Here is a 22934-nt window from a genome sequence, read left to right on the forward strand (position 1 = left end):
ACTGTATGCTCACGACTCTTGCGCGGACAGCCATTCCACAGCGAGCTGGGTGCGGTTGGCCAGGTTGGTCTTGGCCAGGATGGCGGAGATGTGATTGCGGACGGTGCCTTCGCTGAGATAGAGACGCCTGGCGATGGCCTGGTTATCGAGGCCATCAGCCACCAGAGCGACGATTTCATGTTCGCGGTCGGTCAAGGTTTGGAAGCGCCGGGGAACAGGCTTGGACGGGTCCTTTCGCGTCTGCTCCTCCTGCTTGCCAAGTGACAGGTTAGCCACGGCCTCAGCGCCGAGAACCGTCTGCCCGGCCATGACGGCTTGGAGGGCCGGCACCACTGAGGCCACGTCCTGCTTGATCACATACCCCTTGGCTCCCAAGGCCAGGGCGCGGGAAATGTACTCCCTGTCTGCAAAAGTGGTCAGAAAGAGCACCCGAGCAGCCGGATCCACGGCGATGATGCGCTCCGCCGCCTCCAGGCCGTCCATGCCGGGCATCTGTACATCGAGCAGCAGCACGTCAGGCCTGCCGCCAGTCGCTTGGAAACACTTGAGGGCTGACTGGCCGTCATTGGCTGTCCAGATCACGTCTGCAGTACCGGTTGCCGTCAAAATCGTTGACAGGGACGAGCAGACAATCGGATCGTCATCAGCGATAGCGACTTTCATGCCATGACCTTCCTATCCTCCCCATGCTCAGCTGTGCCGTGGTCGGACCAGGGCTCCTTGGGCAAGGATACGAAAACCTTCCATCCTTGTCGGTTGGGGCCGCTGTTGGCCGTGCCGCCCAAGGCCCTGGCCCTGGCCTCCATATCGGCCAGTCCCATGCCGCGGCTGTCAGGCTGCGACTGCTGAGACCCGCCGTCGTCCTGCACCACCATCTGCCAGAAGGCAGGGAGGTCGCGCAGAATGACCTGCGCCGACCTGGCTGAAGAATGGCGGACCGTATTGGTAAGGGCCTCGCGAACAATGGTAGCCAGGCAACGGCACACTGGTGCAGGCGCTGTCTCAATCCCGTTGTTGAGATCGACCTTCAGCCGCCCCATAGAAGCCTCGGAGCTGGCATCCTCCATCTGGGATGCGAAGTCGGTGCCTTCATCCTCCAAGTCATGCACCGAACGACGGATTGTGGTCATGGCCTCGTCCAAGGTCTTGCCGACATCATCCAGTATCTGCTCGGTACTCTGATCGCCCCTGCTCTGCGCAACCACCCGGCCAGCCTGGATCTGCATGATGGCTCGGGTGAGCAGGTGGCCCACATTGTCATGAATATCCCGGGCGATCCGGGTCCGCTCGGATAAGTGCGCCATTCGGGTCGCCTGGGCCCGCTCCTCGTCCAGGTCGTTGATGCGGCCGTGCAATTGGCGAATCCGGTAGCGCTCGGTGTCTTCAATCCGCCATACACGACACTTAACAGCGGCCAAGTGCGCACATGCCAGTCCGCCGCCTTGTGTCAGTGCTGATGTCAACAAAGCAAGCAGGGCATAGCGTTGGGTGAGGCCTCTGAACAGTATGAGGTCAGTGATGGCAGGTATCAGCCAAAAGAATGCCGGCAGCAAGGCCAAGAGCAGCCTGAGGGAGGCCAGCACAGAGTCTTTGGCCTGGGTGTCTTTCATGTCGGCTGATCCGGTAGCCGGAACCATGGTTCCGAGTCCAACCCCCGCCTCGAAGGCCAGAGCCGGCAAGAAGAAAAGCCAGACTGGCATGAACGTTGCCAAAAGCGATACCAGAGCGCCGCCCCACATGGAACCTGGCGCCGGCAGCAGCCATTCACACAGGGCTCCTGCGGCTAGAGAGGCCAGGAGGCCGGCGATCAGGGTTGCTGAAACCCCTGAACCATACCATGATCCGCATAAGGTCCCCAGACCAAGCAGGACCAGCCAGCCAGCTATCCTGCCCATGAATGTCTCCTCGCCCGTTGCCCTGTTGTCTCAAATAGTAATTGGCGGGCTACCCCTTCCTGCGCCTATCCGCATGCGGGAGCACCCATGACAAATGTCATAGATATGATTCGACCATCCACAACATTGATGACGGCTGTCACGGTGTCGGGCCAGCCGTAGCTGGGATGATGGAATCATGAACAGTTCACGTGAGCAAGAGCCGGCCTTGAAGGTCAGTGCATTGGTGAAGCGCTACGGTGACATGGTGGCCTTGGACCACTTCGACATGGAAGTCGGTCGTGGTGAGGTATTCGGACTGCTTGGCCCCAATGGTTCAGGCAAGTCAACCGCCATCAACTGCATCCTGGCACTGCTCAGCTACGAATCGGGGACGGTTCGCATATTCGGGCAGGAGATGACCCCGACCTCCTACGACCTGAAAAGCCATATCGGCGTGGTTCCACAGAATGTGGCCGTCTTCAACGAACTGAGCGTGCAGGAGAACATCGACTATTTCTGCTCCCTCTATGTGCCCAGGAAGGCCGACCGCAAAGCTTTGGTAGAGCAGGCCATCGACTTCGTGGGGCTGGGCGAATTCCGCAAGTTCCGACCCGGCAAACTGTCTGGCGGTCTGCTGCGCAGGCTCAACATCGCCTGCGGCATCGCCCACCAGCCGGACCTCATCTTCTTTGACGAGCCCACCGTCGCCGTGGACCCCCAGAGCCGCAACGCCATCCTGGAGGGCATCGAACGGCTGAACGCCCAAGGGGCCACCGTGGTCTACACCAGCCATTACATGGAGGAGGTGGAGCAGATCTGCACGCGGATCATGATCATGGACCATGGCCGTCAGATCGCCCTGGGCACTGCCGAAGAGCTCAAGGGCATGGTCCAGGCCGGCGAGCAGGTCACCGTCGAGACACTGGACCTGCAGGATTCCACGCTGGCCCGGATCCGTGCCCTGCCCCTGGCCCAATCCGCCGAATATGACGGCAAGGAGCTGGTCATCCACTGCCGGCAGGGCGAGCACAACCTGCAGGACGTGCTGACGGTCCTGGAATCCACCCAGACCAGCTACGGCCATCTGACCAGCCGTCCGCCATCCCTGAACGACGTGTTCCTGGAACTGACCGGCAAGGAACTGCGCGACTGAGCGCAGTCCATAGGCTCGATTGCCGTAAAGGAGCACCTATCCATGTGGAACTCATTCCTGATCAACGTCAAGACCTCGATACGCAACACCTCCTCCCTCTTCTGGGTCCTGGCCTTTCCGGTCATTCTGGCCGCTCTGATGCTGGGCATCATGGGCAACCTGCAAGACGGTTACACTGCCGAGGCACAGCACTTCGCCATTGTCTCGGACGCCAACTGGAAAGCCAGCCCAGGTGCTGACGAACTGGTCTCATCGCTATCGAAGAAGCCCAAGGCTGGGTCTGAGGACACTCAGCTGCTTATCCCGACGACAGTGGCTTCCAAGGCCGAAGCGAACACGCGTCTGGATAGCCGGAAGGATATTGGTTACCTGTACGCGGGCTCTGACGGACTGGTCAACATGGTCCTGTCGGACCGCGAAGCCGCCAGCATCCAATCCGATGCCACCGCCTCCGAAGGCATAGCTGTCTCCATTCTTTCCGCCTCGCTGGGCAGCTTCAACCAGGCCAATTCCGCAAGGGCAGCCATTGCCTCACCAAGCAATCAAATTCTGTTGCACTCCGGCGGACCGACCTACACCAGGCAAATCCGCCTGACGCACATCCACCCATCTATGACCGCGCCCTACTTCTTCGCCGTGCTCGCCATGGCCTGCCTTATCGGTGCCAGCACCGCAGCCGAGATGATTGCCAGGACCCAGCCCAACCTTTCAGCCCTGGGAGCCCGACGGGCCAGTTCTCCCAGCCCCAAGTGGCGGCAGGCAGCGGGTGCCTTCCTGGCCTCCTGGCTCTTCTCCGCAGTCAGCCTCCTGGTCGCCTACATCTTCGTCCGCACAGTCTGCGGCGTGCAGACCGGTGGTCGTGACCCGATAGCCCTCATAGCTATCGCCGTAGGCACCTTTATGGCTACCGCTTTCGGCTCTATGATGGGCGCGATTCCCAAACTCCCCACTGAAACGAAGGTTGGCCTGGTAATAGCGATCGACTGCACGCTGAGTGCCTTTATCGGCCTCTACGGCAGCCTGGCCATGGACCTCAACAATGCCATCCAGGAGCATGCTCCTATTCTTCACCTGCTCAACCCAGTCAAGCAGGTCTCCAACCTCTTCTACGACATCGTCTACTACGACAGCCTGGCACCCTTTGCCCGCACCTGCGGCATCCTGGCCATTATGGCCGCTATCTTCCTGGCCATCTGCGGTCTGCTCCTAAGGAAACAACGGTATGAATACTTGTAAAACAGCACTGCGCGTCATCTGGGCGCATAAGTTCTACCTCCTCCTGTATCTGGTGGGCATGAGCCTGATCATGATTGTCATCGGTTCCACGAACGTGCAGGCCGCGGTACGTGCCAACGCCTCAAGCTCGGTTGGTCGCTTTGAGCCCGCACGTGCGAAGGTGGTCGTCATCAATAGGGATTGCGGTAACCAGGCTGGTTGCGAGCTGGGCCAGGGTCTGAAGAAGTATCTGGGCAAATCGGCCCGATTGGTGACAGTCGAAGATAAGCCCCAGGCCCTGCAGGACGCCAATGTATCGGGTAAAAGCGATTTGACCGTCATCATCCCAGCCGGATATGGACAACGGTTCCTTGAGACGCTTGAAGACACTGCTGCCCAAGCTCACAGCGGCGGCAAGACGACTGCTTTCCCTAAGGTTGAAACGGCTGCCTCCTACAATTCCAGCCGTGGCAGTCTGGCACAATTGCAGGTGGACAGTTATTTTGATGCTCTTCGTGCTGCTTTGCTGAGCGGTCTGGGCCAAAACGGTTCGACGGATCTGCACTCGCCGGCTGCGGTCAAGGATGCGGCTGCCTATGCAGTAGCCCACTATGCCGGCAACCAGCCACATGTGGGCATCCATGCCAGCCCCAAGACTGATAGCCATGGAGCTTTGTTGAAAGGCTTCGCCACGACAGTCGGCCTGGCTGCCTTTCCCCTGATGACAGCGCTGACGGTCTGCGTAGCCACCCTCTTCGGAGCCTTCAGTTCTCCAGACCGACATCGGCGCCTGCTTGCCTCTCCAGAGCGGTCAAGCAGCCTGAATGGACAGGAGCTCATGGCAGCCCTCATTCTGGCAGGCATCTCCTGGGCATACTATGTGGCACTCGTTGCCTTCAGCATGGCGGCATCGGGGGTGTCCTTGGCTTCGCTTGGCTGGGGGAGGGTGCTGCTGAGCTTTTTTGTCATGCTGGTATTCGCTGTGTCGGCGGCATCCTTTGGATTCATGCTTGCCCAGTTCAACCCTTCCTCTTCGCTCATAAACTCCGTAGGCGTCACCTTCGGCCTGGTGGTGATGTTCACCTCCGGGTCCAGTTCCGGCGGCCCCCTGCCTCCGGTCATGCAGACCATCGGCAAGCTGACTCCGGGCTGGTGGTACAACACTGCAGTCCAATCAATCATGGATTCGAGCGCAGCAGGTCTGGCCTCCTGGGGCCTTCCGCTGACCGTGGTTGCCTTGTTCGCGCTGGCTTATGCCTGTGTCGGCCTTATGGTCTCACGCCTGACACGCACCCGGGCCACCCTGGTCGCTCCCGGCAGCTCTGACCCCAGTATGATCGGATAATGCCAGATTCGTGGATCATCGCAAATGCATCCGCCATGCCAGTCACTCGTCCGGCTTCATGGCCAGCCTGGCTGCCAGGCATGTCAGCAACGTCACGATGACCACCCCAGTGATGATCAAGGTCATGGGGCTGTGGTCGATCAGCGGGCCGAAGGCGGCCTGTCCCAGCGGAATCGCCCACATGCATAGACTGTTGGTCAGCCCTATCACTTTGCCTATCAGCATTGCAGGGGTATGAATCTGCTCATAGGATAGGGAAGTGATGTTGACTGTCTGCACCATTCCCGCAGCCAGAGCCATGCACCCGGTTACCAGGGCGAAGAGGGCATGAGTGGGCAAATGCAAAAGCAGCCCTGCCACAATGGGCAGGAGGACCAGGGCGCTGTCCGAGAGCAGCACGGGGACTCGCTGCAGATAGAACCAGCCTGGACGGATGGACACCAAGATGGCTCCAAGCAGGCTCCCGCAGGCCAGTATTCCTTCGGCCAGCCCCTGCATGGCGTTGCTCAGGCCCAGCGTGCGAGTGACCATATAAGGCAGGGCCACGTTGATGTAGGAGGCAAAGATCAGGTTGGCCGCCAGACTGAGTCCTATGACCACTTTGAGGTTGCTATTCCTGACCAGAAATTGTGCAGCTGTTTTCGTGTCCGCGACCAGATGGCTTACGAGTGCTCTTGGGCCTTGGGAGCGGCTTTGTGCTGGTTCGGGAATTCTGACGGCGATCCTGATCCAGGCAGCCGACAGAAGGCAGACCGAGGCCGAAACCCCGACTACCTGCATGATTCCGAAGAATCCCATGACCATGCCGGCCAATACTGGTCCGATCATTCCCACGAGGGAGATCGCCTGGGAAACCAGGGCTGATGCACGTGTCAGGTCTTTGCTGTCTACCAGGCAGTGAAGCGCTGCTTGCACCGTTGGGCTGTAGCAGGCCCTGTAGGCATTGACCAGCATCATGCAGACTACGGTCAAAAAAACAGGGTCGAGCTTGCGGCTGATCAGGATGTACAAGAAGGCGGTCAATGCTGACAGAATGTCCAGCACTGCCATGGTGGACTGCTTGTGCAGCCGGTCGGCCAGAGCTCCGCCCAGGGGGGTCAGGAGTATGGATGGAAGGACGGCCATAGCGGAGGCCATGCCATAGAGGGATGCTGATCCTGAGATGTTCAACAGATGAAGCGGAAGGGCGAAGACCAAACATGTCTGCCCTAGATTGGAGAGAATCTCAGTCGTCAGAAGAGCAATGAATGGCGGTGCCAGCAGTCCTTTGCTTGAAATTTGGGCCTGATCGGGCGGGTTCATATGCCGGCTTCGCCTTTGGCTTCGGTGCCGAAGGAGGCCAGAAGGTCGGAGAACCCCTGATCCTCCAGGGGGATGCCCAAGCCCTGCATGATTGAGAAAAAGCAAGCGGCTCTGGTGCGCAGCTCAGCCTGTGTTCCCTGGCGGAAGAAAGGCAGGAGCCACATATTAGCTAGCAGCCGGAAAATCTCTGTGGTTTGTTCGACATGGTTCACGTGCATTGAGCCGTCCTGATTGCCCTGCTTGAAAAGGTCGACAAAGTCATCCCTTTCATCCACCAAGGCCGTGAACTCCATGCCGATCATCTTGGGATTGGCCTTTGGGTTGAATTTGCGGAACATCAGGTCCGCGGCCTTCAGCCTCTTGCGCGCTCGCTCAGGGGAGAAGAGCGACTGCAGCTGTTCCAATGCCGTGCCTTGCTTCGACCTCGCATTGGTCTTGCTGGTCTCCTCGCTCATGGTGTTCATCAACCTGTCGGCCACAGCGTCGAAGAGGTCTTCCTTGGACCGAAAATGGTGGTAGACGGCCCCCTTGCTCAAGCCTCCGGTTGCATTGATGATGTCCTGCATGCTGGTTTTGTCGTAGCCCTGGCTCGTGAAGAGTTCGGTGGCGGCTTCGATGATTCTCTCCTGTGTCAGCTCTGGATGTGCGTTGCGGGCCATGGTCGTCTTCCTTTCAGATCGCTGAGATGGGTCGTTGTTGATCGGTCGGGGGAGTCTGCCTGCCTTGGATCAATATCATACCGACCGTTGGTATGAATATAGCACAACATACATCTACTCCCAGGTCGGGCTCATGTGGTTTAATAAACACTTGGTTTGCGTGTTTGTGCGTGAACCTATCTGGAGTCTCAGCCCATCAATGGGTCGGCGACCGCAAGGTCGTTCGTGCTTGGCACGGTGAAGCATTGGAGAGGCCTGACTCGACGGTTCCGGCCGTCTTCGTTCAGATAACGACAGAAGCAAGTAAGGATTGCATCAATGACTAACATTCAGCGTGCGCGTCGCCAGGTCCGCCTGTCCCGCGCTCTGGGCATCGCCCTGACCCCCAAGGCCCAGCGCCTGTTCGAGAAGCGCCCCTATGGCCCCGGCGAGCACGGCCGCAGCCGCCGTCGCACCGAGTCCGACTACGCCGTCCGTCTGCGCGAGAAGCAGAGGCTGCGCGCCCAGTACGGCGTCTCCGAGAAGCAGCTGCGCGCCGCCTATGAGCGGGGCACCCACGAGTCCGGCCAGACCGGTGCCGCTATGCTTCGCGAGCTGGAGTGCCGCCTGGACAACCTGGTCCTGCGCGCAGGCATCGCCCGCACCACCGCACAGGCCCGCCAGTACGTGGTTCACCGCCACATCCTGGTCGACGGCAACATCGTGGATCGTCCCTCCTACAGGGTCAAGCCCGGCCAGACCATCCAGGTCAAGCCCAAGAGCCAGACCATGGTGCCCTTCCAGATCGCCGCAGAAGGCGTCCACCGGGACGTGCTGCCCGCGGTCCCCGGCTACCTGGACGTGGACCTGGCCTCCCTGAAGGCCAGCCTGGTTCGCAAGCCCGAGCCGGAGGAGATCCCGGTTCAGATCAACATCCAGTACGTGGTCGAGTTCTACGCTCGCTGACCACTGGGAACTTTGGGGCCCCGGTTCGTCCGGGGCCCTTTGCATGCCAGAATCTGCCACCCCTGCCGGATTGTGGGTGGAATAATGGAGGCATGTTGCTCCATCTGTATGCCGTCCGCCATGGGCAGACCTATTTCAACCGCTACAACCGTCTTCAGGGCTGGTCCAACTCGCCCCTGACCTCATCGGGGCTGGAGGATGCCGAACGTGCGGGCCAAAAATTGAGCAAGGTTAGCTTTGCGGCCGCCTACTGCTCGGACACCACCCGCGCCCAGGAGACAGTCCGCAGGATCCTGGCCCAGAACCAGTCGGAAAAGAAGCCTGAACCGGTCAGCGACAGCCATTTCCGCGAGCAGTTCTACGGCTACTTCGAGGGGCAGGACATGGCCATGGCCTGGTGGGCTGCAGGCGCGCCTCATGGAGCAGGCACCTACCAGCAGATTGTGGATCAGTTTGGTCTGGCCGCCACCAGGGACTTCCTCAAGCAGGCCGATCCCTTTGGCGATGCCGAGTCCGACAGCGAGTACTGGACTCGCATTGCCGGTGGATTCGCCCTGATCGCAGCCGATCCCCATCTGAAGAATGGCGACCGCGTCCTGCTGGTTTCGCACGGCAACACCTTGCTCAGTCTGGTCAACCGCTTCGGCGGCGGGCGTTACGACACCAGCAGTCGCCCAAGCAATGGAAGTGTCACCTTATTCGACTTCGACACGGAGGCTCCCTTTGAGCGGGCCCTCCAGGTTCGGTCTTTCAATCAATGAACCGGCTTCAATAGGCCAGTCATGGCCTGAACTGATAGACGGCGCGTGCTAGCGTTGTCCCCAGTATCGTACCAATGGAAGAGAGGTAGCAGATGGACGTAGGACAGATTGCCGGCCTGATAGCGGCCATTGCCTTCGCTATCCTGGCGGGGTTTCTGATCTATCCCCTGATTCGTCTAGGGAAGCTCTTCGATCAGCTGGCGCAGACCATCAAGCAGGCGGGCGACCATGTGGTGCCCACCCTGGACGAGTCCACCAGCACGGTCACCCAGCTCAACCAGACCCTGACTGACGTCAATCGCATCTCAGCAGCGGCTTCGACCACGGCAGGCAACGTTGGCGCCCTGACAGACCTGTATGGATCAATGCTGGGCAAGCCGGTCATCAAAGTGGCGGCCTTCTTCTACGCCCTGCGCAAGACGATCTCGTCATTCCTTTCAGGAGGCCGCAACAGCGCCGAATCCAAGTCCTCCACCGCACAAAAGTCCACCGCACAAAAGGCCAATGACGGTCAAGGGAACGAGGGGAGGACCCGCTGATGTTCAAACGGATCTTCTGGATGGGGCTGGGCGTCACGGCAGGCGTGGTCCTGGTGACCAAGGCCGAGGCCTATGTGAGGGCCAATACCCCCAAGCGTGCAAGGGAATTCGTGCTGGGCGAGGATCAGGACCAGGTGGCTTCACGGACCCTGTCCGGCCTGGTGCGTCAGTTCACCCAGACCATGCACCAGCGGCAGGACGAGCTGGACCGCCGCTATCTGGACCGTTTCCAGGGCTGAGCCTGGGGCGGACAGGCCAGGACAATGCGCCTGGCCGGTGTAAAATCACCATATTCAGCTAAGAGTCCGGAGTGCGGGCGACCTGTTCGCACCCCGGACAACCGAGTCATTTGGACGACCCGTTATTCCCTCGGCGTTCATCGGGTCTGAAGGAGCAGAAGCAGCATGCGCACATCGGAAATCGCCAAGCGTTTCCTCGATTATTTCCAGGACAAGGATCATCTGGTGGTTCCCTCCGCCTCCCTGATCTCGCCCAATCCCACCACGCTCTTCACCATCGCCGGCATGGTTCCCTTCATCCCCTATCTGCTGGGGGAGCAGACCCCGCCCAAGAGCCGGATGGCCAGCAACCAGAAGTGCGTGCGCACCCTGGACATCGATGAGGTGGGCAAGACCACCCGTCACGGCACCTTCTTCCAGATGCTGGGCAACTTCTCCTTCGGGGACTACTTCAAGGAGGAGGCCATCCACTACGCCTGGGACCTGCTGACCAAGCCCCAGGACCAGGGCGGCTACGGCTTCGATCCCGAAACGATCTGGGTAACCACCTACACCGACGATGAGGAGGCCCGCTCCCTGTGGAAGAACGAGGGCTTCGACCCCGAGCACATGGAGATCCTGGGCATGGAGGACAACTTCTGGACCACTGGCGGCCCCGGCCCCGGCGGCCCCTGCTCCGAAATTTACGTGGACCGCGGCCCTGCCTATGGCAAGGAGGGCGGCCCCTCGGCAGACGAGAACCGATACATCGAGATCTGGGATCTGGTCTTCGAAAACTACGAGGTGGACAATGTCCGCTCCAAGACCGATCTGCACATCGTGGGGGAGCTGGAGCACAAGAACATCGACACCGGCGCCGGCCTGGAGCGCCTGGCCTACCTGCTTCAAGGCAAGCAGAACATTTACGAGACTGACGAGGTCTACCCCGTCATCCAGGCTGCCGAGGGTCTGTCTGGTCGACACTATGGGGACGATGCCCAGGATGACGTGCGCTTCCGTGTGGTGGCCGACCATGTCCGCTCGGCCCTGATGATCATGAGCGACGGCGTCCGCCCCAGCAACGTCGGCCGTGGCTACGTGCTGCGCCGTCTGCTGCGCCGGACCATCCGCTCCATGAAGATGCTGGGCGTGGACCAGGAGGTCCTGCCCCAGCTCTTCCCGGTTTCCAAGGAGGCCATGGCCCCCAGCTACCCAGAGCTCAACGACACCTTCTCCGAAGTGGCCGAATCGGCCTACGGCGAGGAGCTGGCCTTCCGCCGGACTCTGGACAAGGGAACTACCATCCTGGACACAGCCGTCAACAAGGCCAAGAAAGACAAGGGTGATCCCGAAGTCTCCGGCAAGGATGCCTTTACCCTGCATGACACGTATGGGTTCCCCATCGAGCTGACCCTGGAGATGGCTGCCGAGCAGGGCGTCAAGGTGGATCAGGACGAATTCCGAAAGCTCATGAACGAGCAGAAGTCCAGGGCCCGCGCCGATGCCATGAAGAAGCGGCACAACGTGGATCTGAGCGTCTACGACGATATGCGCAAGACACTGGACGAGCCTCAGGTCTTCCTGGGCTACACTGACTTTTCCAGCCGCTCGACCGTCCTGGGCATCATCCAGGAGGGCAAGGGCGCGGTTCTGGCTGTCAAGGCACCTGCTCAGGTTGAGGTGATTTTGGACCGCTCGCCCTTCTACGCCGAGGCCGGTGGCCAGCTGGCCGACCAGGGTGAGATCCTGACCGACGACGGGGCCGTCCTGGAGGTGGACGATGTGCAGAATCCCGTCAAGGGGCTGACCGTCCACCGCTGCCGGCTGACCGAGGGAACGTTGACCCTGCAGGCCAAGGTTACGGCCACCATTGACCGGAACCGGCGTGGGGCCATTGCGCGTTCGCACACCGCTACGCACATGGTCCACAAGGCCCTGCGTGAGGAGCTGGGTCCCCAGGCCACACAGCGCGGCTCCGAGGATGCGCCCAACAGGCTGCGTTTTGACTTCCAGTGGTCGCAGGCCCCCAGCCGCCAGGCCATGGATGCGGTGGAATCCCGTGTCAACGATCGCCTGCGTGACAACCTGGCTGTGACCGCTCAGGAGATGAAGTACGACGACGCTATCGCCCTGGGTGCCATGCATCTGTTCGGGGAGAAGTACGGCGATGTGGTCCGTGTGGTCTCCATAGGCGAGGACGGCTGGAGCCGGGAGCTTTGCGGGGGAACCCATGTGGATCACGTGGGCAAGATCGGTGCGGTCTCCATCATGTCCGAGGCCTCGGTGGGCACCGGCGTTCGTCGCGTTGATGCTGTAGTGGGCCAGGGGGCCTACGAGTACAACGCCCGCGAGCACGCCTTGGTCTCACAGCTTTCAGACAAGCTCAACGCCCGCCCCGATGAGCTGGAATCCAGAATCTCGGCCCTGCTGGCCAAGCTCAAGGAGTCTGACCGCCGACTGGCGGCCACCTATGAGCAGCAGATGGCCCAGGCTGTGCCCGAACTGGCCAACCAGGCCCTGCATGCCCCGGAAGATGTCAAGATCGCATCCCGGAATATGGGCCGTTTCGGTTCTGTGGATGCCCTGCGCAAGACGGTGACCGACCTGCGGGCCCGCATGGGCGAGGAGTACCCGGTTGTGGTCGCCCTGGCCGGTGTCAGCGAGGATGACAAGCCGGTCATCTTCGTAGCCACCAATCAGGCTGCCCGTGATCGCGGCCTCAGGGCTGGCGACCTGGTCAGGACAGCCTCCAAGGTCCTGGGAGGCGGCGGAGGAGGCAAGCCTGACTTCGCCCAGGGCGGCGGTCAGGATGCCTCAGCCATTGATCGGGCCTTGCAAGCCCTGAGTGATCAGGTACGAGAGGGCTGAGCTTCCCGTGCGATCACATACAGCCGTATGGCTGGGGGTGGATCTTGGCGAAGCCAGGGTGGGTCTGGCCCTGTCGGATCCGGAGCTGACCCTGGCTTTTCCTGCTGGCAACATCAGGGTTCAGGGCGACTACTTCCAGGCCCTGGACCAGGTGGAAGACCTGATCCTGGACAAAAGCGTGTCCAGGGTCGTAGTCGGATACCCTCTGCTCCTGAGCGGTCAGGCTGGTCGCAGCGCCAAAAAGGCGTCCCGTTGGGTGCGTGCCTTGACCGGACGCCTTCAGGAGGCTGCCCGGGATGCCGACATTGCCCCTGAGCAACTGCCAAGTGTAGTATTGCGAGACGAACGACTGACGACCGTCAGCGCCCATCGTCAGCTATACGATGCCCGCGTGGACGGGCGAAGACATCGTCCTGTGGTCGATCAGCAGTCCGCTGTTGTGCTGCTGCAGTCGGCCCTGGACAACCGACGTGCCGACAAGGAGTGGTAATTGGCCGACGACATGCAGGAATTCTTCCAGGATAAGGTCCAGTGGGTGGCCGATGGGCAAGCCCCGGTCTCCGCCATGCCGCCGCGTCCTCCTCGTTCGCGTCGTGAGATGCGTCGTCGGCGTGAACGTCGCAAGCGCCGTCAGCGGATTATGGTTCTCCTCATAGCTTTGGCCGTGGTGGTTGCTGCCTCCTGCGTGGTGATTCTGGTGGGCGGGCTACGCCATGGAACTCCCAGGATCGTAGCCACCAAGGAGGTCGCCCCTGATTATCCCGGCCCTGGCGGAGCGCCGGTGGAGTTCACGATCGAGAGCGGCCAGGGGGCTGATCAGGTCGGTGCCAACCTGGTCAAGGCTGGAGTGGTCAAGTCCACGGAGGCCTTTTTGCACGCCATCACCAGCGCCCAATCCGAATCCAGGCTGGTGCCCGGCACCTTCGATCTTCGTCTGCGAATGAAAGCCTCCGATGTCGTGACCATTCTGACTGACCGGAACAAGGCCGGCGGCTTCCTGCAGGTGCGGGCCGGCGAGCGGGTACGTGATGTGATTGCTAGGGCCGCTCAGCTCTCTGGGGTGCCGCAGGGCGAATTCGATGCCTTGGTTCAAGCCAAGGGGGAGGGGATTCTGCCCCAGGAGGCCCAGGGAGACTTTGAAGGCTGGCTGCAGCCCGGGGAGTACGATGTGCGCAAGGCCGGGTCGGCCAAGGCCATCCTGACCAACCTGGTCTCCAAGCGTATTGAGCATCTGGATCAGCTGGGCGTACCCGGAGGTCAGGAACGGCAGACCATCCTGAATACAGCGTCGATTACCGAAGCCGAGGTCAACAAATCGGAATACTACGGCAAGGTGGCAAGGGTCATCGACAACCGCTTGGCCAAGGGAATGCCCTTGGGCATGGACAGCACGGTGGCCTACTCCAACAACGTCTCGGCCCTGAAGCTGACCGATGCCATGCTGCAGAACGCAGACGACCCCTACAACACCAGGGTCCACCAGGGCCTGCCTCCAGGCCCCATCGGCAGCCCGGGAGACGAGGCCATCCAGGCGGCCATGCACCCGGAGTCGGGCAACTGGCTCTATTTCGTGACTGTCAACTTGGACACGGGAGAGACCAGGTTCAGCGACAACCAGGATCAGTTCAACCGCGACGTGAAGGAATACAAGGCCTGGGAATCCCGGCACAACGAACAGAACGATTAGCGCCCTGCTCTTGGACCGCAATTGCCTAGACGGCGTCAATGACCAGGGCCGCTGCTGCCGCGGCAAGGATGACCGGGACGTAGGCCAGCGAGAGCGGGTTGCGTGTTCCGGCCGAACCACGCCGACGAGCCAACCAGGCCAGGGCCAAGGCTATCAGCCCCAGCAGCCCCATCATCACCCACCAGACCAGGATCGTTGCCCATCCCAGAACCGACAGGCTCAAGGCCACCAGACCCGTGGCCGTCACATCGCCCAGTCCCAGGGCGCCGGGTCGGATCAGGGCCAGCAGGAGCTGAAGGCCTGCAGAGGCCAGAGTCAGCAGCAGGCACTGCACCAGCAGCATCGGCTGAGCCTGGAACAGTGAAAAGACCAGCAGGGTCACAGTCTGCAGAACCAGTCCCAAGAGCACTGGAAGACGTGGGACCCGCCGGGTGCGGATGTCGATCAGGGCCAGGAGGAGGGCGGTCAGCAGTCCCGGCGCTGGGATGAGGTAGACCATCTTCTAAGATAATCATACGTAGCCCTAACCTGGCAAACGAGGAACGAACGAGGAGCTTGAATATGTTGCGCTGGCAGACGGCAGGGGAATCCCACGGAGAGGCCCTGGTGGCCATGATGGAAGGTCTGCCCGCCGGGGTTGCCGTGTCCACCAAGGACATCGAATCGGCCCTGGCACGTCGCCGGCTGGGCTATGGACGCGGAGCCAGGATGGGCTTTGAACAGGATCGGGTTCGGCTGCTGACCGGGGTCAGACATGGACGGACGCTCGGCTCTCCGGTGGCCATCGAGATCGGCAATACGGAGTGGCCCAAGTGGGAGCGGATCATGAGCGTGGACGAACTGCCTGCCGACCAGGAGCCTCCGGCGACCGGCCGCAACGCCCCGCTGACCAGGCCCAGGCCCGGCCATGCCGATCTGACCGGTATGCGCAAGTACGGGTTCACGGATGCGCGTCCGGTCCTTGAGCGCTCATCGGCCAGGGAGACCGCATCCCGGGTGGCCCTGGGATCGGTGGCGGCTGACTTCCTGCAGCAGGCTTTAGGAATACGAACCGTCTCCCATGTCATCTCCATAGCCGGTGTCGGCCTGGAGGGCCATAAAGTCACGCCCGGCCCCGAAGACGGACCTGCACTGGACGCCTCTCCGGTCAGGACCCTGGATAAGGACGCCGAGAAGCGGATGATGGCCAGGATCGACCAGATCAAGAAGGACGGCGACACCGCCGGCGGGATCTTCGAGGTTATTGCCTATGGTGTGCCGGCAGGCCTGGGCACCTATGTGGAGGACGATCGCCGTCTGGATGCTGCCCTGGCCAGCGCCTTCATGGGCATTCAGGCCATCAAGGGCGTGGAGATCGGCGATGGTTTCAGCGAGGCTGATCGCCCCGGCTCGCAGGCCCATGACGAGATGGAGCCCGGTCCGGACGGCACCATCCGCAGACTCAGCAACCACGCAGGAGGCTTGGAGGGCGGCACGTCCAACGGTCAGCCCATCAGGGTCAGGGCCGCCATGAAGCCCATCTCCTCGGTGCCCCGGGCCCTGCGCACGGTGGATGTGGCCACCGGCCAGCCTGCCCAGGCCATCCATCAACGTTCCGACGTGACCGCCGTGCCCGCCGCCGCAGTGATCGGCGAAGCCATGATGAACCTGACCCTGGCGCGATTCGTCTTGGAGAAGTTCGGCGGCGACTCGCTCGATGAGGTTCGGCGCAACGCCGAAGCCTACCTCCAGTCCTGGCCCGAGCATCTGCGGTGAGGGGCGGACTTCCATGATTGAAAGCAGCAGCATGCCCAAGGCCGTCGTCATCGGCATGCCCGGTGCGGGCAAGACCCGGCTGGGCAGGGAGACGGCCGCCCTGATCAAGGCGCCCTTCCGGGATACGGACCAGTGCATCGAGGAGGAAGCAGGCCGATCGGTCAGCGAGATCTTCGATACTCAGGGCGAGCAGGCTTTCCGCGGCATGGAGACCAGGGCGGTCCTGGACCTCTTGAAGGACTTTCCTGGCGGCATCCTGTCCCTGGGAGGAGGCGCTCCCATGAGCACCGAGGTCTTCCAGGCGCTGCAGGACTATCGGCTGGCAGGAGGCGCTGTGGTCTACCTGGAAGTCGACCCCGAGGAGGGGGTCAGCCGAGCAGCTCGGTCGGATCATCGCCCCCTTCTACGCGGCGGCGCATCGGAGCGCTGGATGGCTCTTTATCGTGAGCGTCGCAGCGTCTACCAGGAGCTGGCCACCATCACCCTTAAATCCAGAAACACCACCCCCCGGGCCCTGGCCAGACGGCTGGCCGATGCCTTGACTGAGCGGGTGGTTCACGTCAGCGGTCCCGACCCCTACGACGTGAGGATCGGAGCAGGGGTGACCGGGCGGCTGCACGAGCTGCTTGGCGACCAGACCATGCGTGTGGCCCTGATCCACACCCAGCCGGTCCAGCGCCATTCCGACCATGCCCGGGCCCTGCTTCGCCAGGCCGGGTATCAGGTAGTGGATCTTACCATTCCCGACGCAGAGGCCGGCAAGACCATCCAGGTCAGCCAGGGCATCTGGGAGCGTCTGGCCACCGAGGGCTTCACCCGTTCCGACGCGGTTGTGGGACTGGGCGGTGGAGCGGCCACAGACCAGGCCGGGTTCATTGCCGCCACCTGGATGCGGGGCATCCGCTATGTGAACTGCCCCACCTCCCTGCTGGCCATGGTCGATGCCTCCACCGGCGGCAAAACCGGCATCAACCTGGAGCAGGGCAAGAATCTGGTCGGCAGCTTCTATACCCCTGCCGGCGTCCTGGCTGATCTGCGGACCCTGCGGACTCTGCCCAATGACATCTTTGTAGAAGGCCTGGGCGAGGTGGCCAAGTCCGGGTTCATCATGGACGGAGGCATCCTGCGCGAGCTGGAGGAGCGGGCTGAGTCCCTTCGTTCCTTCGACGGGCAGGAGTCCGACCAGTGGCTGGGCACGGTGGTCCAGGATCTGATCGAACGCACCGTCGAGGTCAAGGCCCGGCACGTCTCAGTGGACCTCAAGGAGTCGGGCTTGCGGGAGTTCCTCAACTACGGCCACACCCTGGGCCACGCCATCGAGAAGATCGAACACTTCACCTGGCGGCATGGCCAGGCCGTGTCGGTGGGCATGGTTTTCGCAGCCGAGCTGGCCAGGATCACCGGCCATCTGGATCAGGATGCGGTCGACTATCATCGGCGGCTTCTGTCCTCCCTGGGACTGAGAACCTGGTGGAACGGGGGCGACTTCGACCAGGTGCTGGCCCTCATGCATCGGGACAAAAAGGCCCGTGGCAACAAGTTGCGGTTTATCATTCTTGATGGTTTGGGCAAACCCACCCACCTGGACGACCCGCCGGTCTCGGCGCTCAAGGAGGCCTTCCAGGCCATACGCAAGGAGGAATGACATATGGCGGATGCCGACAAGGGCAGGCAGACGGTTCTGGTAGTCAACGGACCCAACCTGGGTCGGCTGGGCGTGCGCGACCCTGAAGTCTACGGTCGCCAGGATCTGGCGACGCTGACCCGGGACTGCGAACAATGGGGTCTGCAGCTGGGTCTGGATGTTCAGGTGCTGCAGTCGGACGACGAGGGCCAGGTCATCCACTGGATGCATCAGGCAGTGGACCAGGGCAGCGCGGTGGTGCTCAACCCGGCCGCCTTCACCCACTACAGCTATGGGCTTGCCGATGCCGCCGTTCAGGTCACCCAGGCAGGGCTGCCGCTGATGGAGGTCCATATTTCCAATCCGGCATCCAGGGAGGCCTTCCGCCGACGCAGCGTCATCTCGCCGGTGGCCACCGGCACCATCACCGGCATGGGCTTCTACGGCTACCGGCTGGCTCTGGAAGCTGTGGCCCACCTGCTGGAGAACGCATGAGCGACAGCGGGGAGACCGGCAAAAACCTCTCCGCACCGCCCGAGGCCATCCTTGTCCGTGGCGCCAGGGTCCACAACCTGCGCAGCCTGGATGTCGACATTCCTCTGAATCGTTTGGTGGGCATCGCCGGGGTCTCCGGCTCCGGCAAGTCCTCCCTGGCTCTGGGGGTCCTCTATGCCGAGGGGTCCCGGCGTTACCTGGAATCCCTGTCCACCTACACCAGAAGGCGGATGACCCAGGCCCAGCGCCCCCAGGTGGAGTCGGTGCGTTTCCTGCCCCCTGCCCTGGCCCTGCGTCAGCGGCCGGGCGTGGGTGGCATGCGCTCCACCTTCGGCACCGCCACCGAGCTGCTCAATGTGCTCAGACTGATGTTCTCCCGGCTGTCCAGCCATGTCTGCCCCAATGGCCATCGCCAGGAGCCCACCCTGGCTGTCGCGGCCGAGATGCCCATCACCTGCCCCATCTGCGGTGCTAAAGTCGAGCCTCCCAGCGCCGAGGAGCTGGCCTTCAACTCCTTGGGAGCCTGCCCCACCTGCCAGGGGACCGGAACCGTGCGCGAGGTGGACGATGCCACCCTGGTCCCCGATGACAGCCTGACCATCGACCAGGGGGCCGTGGTGCCCTGGCGGACCTTCGGCTTCAATGTCCAGCCCGACATCGTTCGCGAGTTCGGAGTCCGCACCGACGTGCCCTGGCGGGACCTGACCGATTGGGAGCGCAAGATCGTCTTCGAGGGGCCGGCCGAGAAGAAGCACATCACCATTACTTCGATCAAGGGGGTCCACGAGCTGGACTTCACCTTCCGCAACGCACGGCTGACCGTGACCGAGGAGCTCAAGAGGGCCAACGACGACAAGCGTCTGGCCAAGGTGGCCAAGTTCCTGACCGGACGGACCTGCCCGGACTGCAAGGGCACCCGCCTCAACCAGCGGGCGCGTCTGCCTCAGATCAACGGGGACAATCTGGCCGAGGTCACCTCTTGGCCCCTGGATGAGGTGCTGGACTGGGGTCGGAAGCTGCCGCCCACGCTGCCTGAACCCATGCAGCCCATGGCTTCGGCCCTCTGCAAGACCCTGGATGAGATGGGCAGGCGGCTGATCCAGCTGGGGCTGAGCTACCTGACCCTGGACCGCTCCAGCGCCTCCCTGTCCACCGGCGAGCGGCAGCGGGCCCAGTTGGCCAGGGCTGTCCGCAACGAGACCACAGGCGTGCTCTATGTGCTGGACGAGCCCTCGACCGGCCTGCATCCTGCCAACCTGGAGGGGCTGATAGGGGTCATGCGCGACCTGCTGGCCGATGGGAATTCGGTGATTTTCGTCGACCACGACGTCAAGGTTTTGCAATCAGCCGACTATCTGATCGAAATGGGTCCCGGTGCAGGGGAGCGCGGCGGCAGGATACTCGCCCAGGGAGCCCCTGAGCGGATCGCTGCAGACCCGGACTCACGCATCGCCGGTTTTCTGGATGGACGCGAGCCTGTTCTGGTACGAGACCGTCACCCTATGCCTGCAGAGGATGAATGGATCCGCATGCAGTCAGGACCCATTCACACGGTCCACCCTCTGGATCTGGCCATTCCTCGCGGATGCATGACGGCGGTGACCGGCGTATCCGGCTCGGGAAAGACCACCATGATCCTGGAGTCCCTGGTCCCGGCCTTGCAGGCCCGAATCCAAGGCGACCCCATGCCCGAGCATGTGCACAGTCTGGATCCGGCGGGCATCGACAGGGTTCGCCTGGTGGACTCCTCGCCCATAGGCATCAATGTGCGCTCCACGGTGGCCACCTACTCGGGGCTGATGGACCGGCTGCGCCGCCTCTTCGCGGCCACTGACCAGGCGAAAAAGGACAAGCTGGGGATCTCGGCATTCTCATACAACACAGGATCCCTGCGCTGCCCCCAGTGCGACGGGACCGGGCAGATCAGCCTGGACGTGCAGTTCCTGCCCGACATTCCCATCACCTGCCCCAGCTGCCATGGTCGGCGTTACCGTCCGGAGGCCGAACACTACCGCCTGTCGACGCCGGCACACCCGGAGCCGCTGAGCCTGCCTGATCTGCTGGCCATGGAGGTGGGCCGGGCTCTGGATGTCTTCGCACAGGGCCGCGAGTACACGGCCATCCGCCGAGGCTTGCAGACCTTAAAGGACCTGGGTCTGGATTACCTGACCCTGGGGGAGGACACCCCCTCCCTGTCCGGCGGGGAGGCCCAGCGGCTGAAGCTCTCCAACGAGTTGGGCCGCAAGCAGAATGGTTCCTTGTTCGTCCTGGACGAGCCGACCACCGGCCTGCATCCCTTGGATGTGCGCGTCCTGATCGGCGTGCTGGAGCGCCTGGTCAGCAAGGGGGCCACCGTGGTCTTCATCGAGCACGATCTGGACATGATCGCCAACGCCGACCATGTGGTCGATATGGGCCCGGGGGGCGGCGATCGAGGCGGAAGAATCGTGGCCCAGGGCGACCCTGAATCCGTGGTCCGCAACCCGGATTCGGTGACCGGCCGCTACCTGGCCGACCACCTGCATCCGAGCCGTCCCTGAATCCGTCCCTCCTCCTCGAGTGTTGGCCGCTTTCTGGTCGCTCCTGCCTGATAGGCTGAAGTTCCATGGTCAGAGAACATGGAAATTCGCAAGGGCATATCACCAAACACATTTTCGTCACCGGCGGCGTGGTCTCTTCACTGGGCAAGGGGCTGACCGCATCCTCTCTGGGCCGACTGCTGAGAAGCCGCGGAATCCGCGTTCTTCAACAGAAGCTGGATCCCTACATCAACGTCGATCCGGGGACCATGAACCCCTTCCAACACGGCGAGGTCTACGTGACCGAGGACGGGGCCGAGACCGACCTGGACATCGGCCACTATGAGCGTTTCACCGACGTCTTCCTCTCCCAGAAGGCCAACGTGACCACCGGCCAGATCTACCAGTCCGTCCTGCGCAAGGAGCGGGCGGGGGAGTACCTGGGCCAGTGCGTCCAGGTCATTCCCCATGTGACCAACGAGATCAAGAGCCGCATGCGGGCCCAGGCCAGCGACGATGTGGATGTGATCATCACCGAGATCGGCGGGACCGTGGGCGACATCGAGTCCCAGCCCTTCATGGAAGCCGCCCGCGAGGTGCGTCGGGACATCGGACCGGACAACTGCATGTTCGTCCATGTCTCCCTGGTGCCCTACGTGGCTGCAGCCCACGAGCTCAAGACCAAGCCCACCCAGCATTCGGTCATGGCCCTGCGCCAGCTGGGCATCGCCCCCGACGCCCTGGTGCTGCGCTCGGACCGGCCGCTCAACCAGGGCATCAAGGACAAGATCTCCCTGATGTGCGACGTGGACGCCGAGGGCGTGGTCAACTGCGTGGATGCGCCCAGCATTTACGACGTGCCCAAGATCCTCTACAAGGAGGGTCTGGATGCCTACGTGGTGCGCAAGCTGGGTCTGCCCTTCCACGACGTCGACTGGAACGAATGGGAGGATCTGCTGGACCGGGTCCACAACCCCCGCACCAAGGTGGCCATCGCCATCGTGGGCAAGTACATCGACCTGCCTGACGCCTACCTGTCGGTCATCGAGGCCCTGAAGGCCGGCGGCTTCGCCAACCGGTCCCAGGTCCAGGTCAAGCTGGTGGCCGCCGACACCTGCGAGACCATGGACGGCGCCCGCAAGGCCCTGGAGGGCGTGGACGGCATCGTGGTCCCCGGAGGCTTCGGCATCCGCGGCATCGAGGGCAAGATCGGCGCCCTGCGCTATGCCCGTGAGACCGGCCTGCCTGCCCTGGGCCTCTGCCTGGGCCTGCAGTCCATGGTCATCGAGTTCGCCCGCCACGTCCTGGGGCTGGAGGACGCCAACTCCTCGGAGTTCGAGCCTGACTGCGAGAACCCGGTCATCGCCACCATGGAGGAGCAGAAGGACATCGTGGCCGGCCACGGCGACATGGGCCACACCATGCGGCTGGGCGCCTACCCGGCGGTGCTCAAGCCAGACTCCCTGGTGGCCAAGCTCTACGGTTCCACCGAGATCTCCGAGCGCCACCGCCACCGCTACGAGGTCAATGTGGCCTACAAGGAGCGGCTGGACAAGGCCGGTCTGCACATCTCGGGCACCAGCCCGGACGGGCAGCTGACCGAGTTCGTGGAGCTCTCCCAGGACCAGCACCCCTTCTATGTGGGCACCCAGGCCCACCCGGAGTTCAAGTCCCGGCCGACCAAGCCGCACCCCCTCTTCGCCGGCCTGGTCAAGGCCAGCCTGGAGCACGGAGGCCAGGAGGCCGCCTGAGGTCGATTCCTTTCGGACTTTTTCGGTATGATCGCTCGTTTCCCTCTTGTGGGGAAGCGGGCGATGTCCGTATCGACGGCTTTGTCAAGAGGGTCGGCTGGATTCCTTAGAGAGCGTAAGCCCAGGTCTGGCGGTTTACTACTGTCCTGGTTATTCTGTAAAGGTGTGATCGGCCGCATATGGCGGCCGTGCGTGTGTTAGGAGGTCTCAGCTCGTGGACA

The 22934-nt window shown here is 62.4% G+C and carries 20 protein-coding genes; 15 read left to right on the top strand and 5 right to left on the bottom strand.

Going from position 1 to position 22934, the window contains the following annotated elements; all coding sequences use genetic code 11:
• Positions 1-9: 9 nt before the first annotated feature.
• Together QRX41_RS07330 and QRX41_RS07335 are read right to left on the bottom strand one after the other, a co-directional pair.
• Positions 10-663: a response regulator transcription factor gene (locus QRX41_RS07330; RefSeq protein ID WP_313839661.1), complete on the bottom strand. Its 654-nt coding sequence runs from the start codon at positions 661-663 to the stop codon at positions 10-12.
• Positions 660-1895, bottom strand: coding sequence for a sensor histidine kinase (locus tag QRX41_RS07335; protein WP_313839663.1), 1236 nt, complete (start codon positions 1893-1895; stop codon positions 660-662). Before QRX41_RS07335 ends, QRX41_RS07330 begins: the two co-directional genes overlap by 4 nt.
• A 178-nt stretch (positions 1896-2073) precedes the next feature.
• Here QRX41_RS07335 and QRX41_RS07340 point away from each other — a divergent pair, with 178 nt between their 5' ends.
• From QRX41_RS07340 to QRX41_RS07350, 3 genes are read left to right on the top strand one after another with little or no spacing between them, the layout of a single operon-like run.
• Positions 2074-3030, top strand: coding sequence for an ABC transporter ATP-binding protein (locus QRX41_RS07340; RefSeq protein ID WP_313839665.1), 957 nt, complete (start codon positions 2074-2076; stop codon positions 3028-3030).
• A gap of 42 nt (positions 3031-3072) precedes the next feature.
• Positions 3073-4266, top strand: coding sequence for an ABC transporter permease (locus tag QRX41_RS07345; protein ID WP_313839667.1), 1194 nt, complete (start codon positions 3073-3075; stop codon positions 4264-4266).
• Entirely contained in the window at positions 4253-5590 is a 1338-nt protein-coding gene (locus QRX41_RS07350; RefSeq protein WP_313839668.1) for an ABC transporter permease, read from the top strand. Before QRX41_RS07345 ends, QRX41_RS07350 begins: the two co-directional genes overlap by 14 nt.
• A 42-nt stretch (positions 5591-5632) precedes the next feature.
• Here QRX41_RS07350 and QRX41_RS07355 read toward each other — a convergent pair whose 3' ends face one another.
• Together QRX41_RS07355 and QRX41_RS07360 are read right to left on the bottom strand one after the other, a co-directional pair.
• Entirely contained in the window at positions 5633-6892 is a 1260-nt protein-coding gene (locus QRX41_RS07355; protein ID WP_313839670.1) for an MFS transporter, read from the bottom strand.
• Positions 6889-7551 carry a TetR/AcrR family transcriptional regulator gene (locus tag QRX41_RS07360; RefSeq protein ID WP_052692786.1) on the bottom strand — a complete coding sequence of 221 codons (663 nt, stop codon included), beginning with the start codon at positions 7549-7551 and terminating at the stop codon, positions 6889-6891. The genes QRX41_RS07355 and QRX41_RS07360 overlap by 4 nt, the downstream gene beginning before the upstream one ends.
• 318 nt (positions 7552-7869) lie before the next feature.
• On the opposite strand from QRX41_RS07360, the gene rpsD reads away from it, so the two are divergent.
• The 7 genes from rpsD (at position 7870) to mltG (ending at position 14569) form a co-directional block, all read left to right on the top strand.
• A complete protein-coding gene (rpsD, locus tag QRX41_RS07365) occupies positions 7870-8496 on the top strand; it encodes a 30S ribosomal protein S4 (RefSeq protein WP_015021916.1) in 627 nt (208 codons plus the stop codon).
• Positions 8497-8588: 92 nt separating this feature from the next.
• Positions 8589-9257 (top strand): histidine phosphatase family protein, encoded by a 669-nt coding sequence (locus tag QRX41_RS07370; protein ID WP_313839672.1) that lies wholly within the window; start codon positions 8589-8591, stop codon positions 9255-9257.
• Between the two features lie 92 nt (positions 9258-9349).
• The gene (locus tag QRX41_RS07375; protein ID WP_313836607.1) at positions 9350-9796 is read left to right on the top strand and encodes a DUF948 domain-containing protein; all 447 of its coding nucleotides are present in this window, start codon (positions 9350-9352) and stop codon (positions 9794-9796) included.
• A complete protein-coding gene (locus tag QRX41_RS07380) occupies positions 9796-10035 on the top strand; it encodes a hypothetical protein (RefSeq protein ID WP_024627396.1) in 240 nt (79 codons plus the stop codon). Before QRX41_RS07375 ends, QRX41_RS07380 begins: the two co-directional genes overlap by 1 nt.
• Positions 10036-10200: 165 nt before the next feature.
• Positions 10201-12882: an alanine--tRNA ligase gene (gene alaS, locus QRX41_RS07385; protein WP_313839675.1), complete on the top strand. Its 2682-nt coding sequence runs from the start codon at positions 10201-10203 to the stop codon at positions 12880-12882.
• A 7-nt stretch (positions 12883-12889) separates the two neighbouring features.
• Complete coding sequence (gene ruvX, locus QRX41_RS07390) at positions 12890-13372, top strand: Holliday junction resolvase RuvX (RefSeq protein WP_313839677.1); 483 nt, start codon at positions 12890-12892, stop codon at positions 13370-13372.
• Positions 13373-14569 carry an endolytic transglycosylase MltG gene (gene mltG / locus QRX41_RS07395; protein ID WP_313839679.1) on the top strand — a complete coding sequence of 399 codons (1197 nt, stop codon included), beginning with the start codon at positions 13373-13375 and terminating at the stop codon, positions 14567-14569.
• Between the two features lie 25 nt (positions 14570-14594).
• Here mltG and QRX41_RS07400 read toward each other — a convergent pair whose 3' ends face one another.
• Positions 14595-15068: a hypothetical protein gene (locus tag QRX41_RS07400; RefSeq protein ID WP_313839680.1), complete on the bottom strand. Its 474-nt coding sequence runs from the start codon at positions 15066-15068 to the stop codon at positions 14595-14597.
• 62 nt (positions 15069-15130) lie between these two features.
• On the opposite strand from QRX41_RS07400, the gene aroC reads away from it, so the two are divergent.
• The 5 genes from aroC to QRX41_RS07425 all read left to right on the top strand — a co-directional run bounded on the left by aroC (position 15131) and on the right by QRX41_RS07425 (position 22713).
• Positions 15131-16324 (top strand): chorismate synthase, encoded by a 1194-nt coding sequence (aroC, locus tag QRX41_RS07405; protein WP_313839681.1) that lies wholly within the window; start codon positions 15131-15133, stop codon positions 16322-16324.
• 13 nt (positions 16325-16337) lie between these two features.
• Positions 16338-17969: a bifunctional shikimate kinase/3-dehydroquinate synthase gene (locus tag QRX41_RS07410; protein ID WP_313839683.1), complete on the top strand. Its 1632-nt coding sequence runs from the start codon at positions 16338-16340 to the stop codon at positions 17967-17969.
• 3 nt (positions 17970-17972) lie between these two features.
• Positions 17973-18443: a type II 3-dehydroquinate dehydratase gene (gene aroQ / locus QRX41_RS07415; protein ID WP_313839684.1), complete on the top strand. Its 471-nt coding sequence runs from the start codon at positions 17973-17975 to the stop codon at positions 18441-18443.
• On the top strand, positions 18440-20983 hold the full coding sequence (locus tag QRX41_RS07420) for an excinuclease ABC subunit UvrA (protein WP_313839686.1): 2544 nt from the start codon (positions 18440-18442) through the stop codon (positions 20981-20983). The genes aroQ and QRX41_RS07420 overlap by 4 nt, the downstream gene beginning before the upstream one ends.
• Before the next feature lie 65 nt (positions 20984-21048).
• The gene (locus tag QRX41_RS07425; RefSeq protein WP_313839688.1) at positions 21049-22713 is read left to right on the top strand and encodes a CTP synthase; all 1665 of its coding nucleotides are present in this window, start codon (positions 21049-21051) and stop codon (positions 22711-22713) included.
• Positions 22714-22934 lie beyond the last annotated feature (221 nt).

Origin of the sequence: Bifidobacterium kimbladii, from assembly GCF_032193675.1 — a bacterium.
Taxonomy (GTDB): domain Bacteria; phylum Actinomycetota; class Actinomycetes; order Actinomycetales; family Bifidobacteriaceae; genus Bombiscardovia; species Bombiscardovia kimbladii.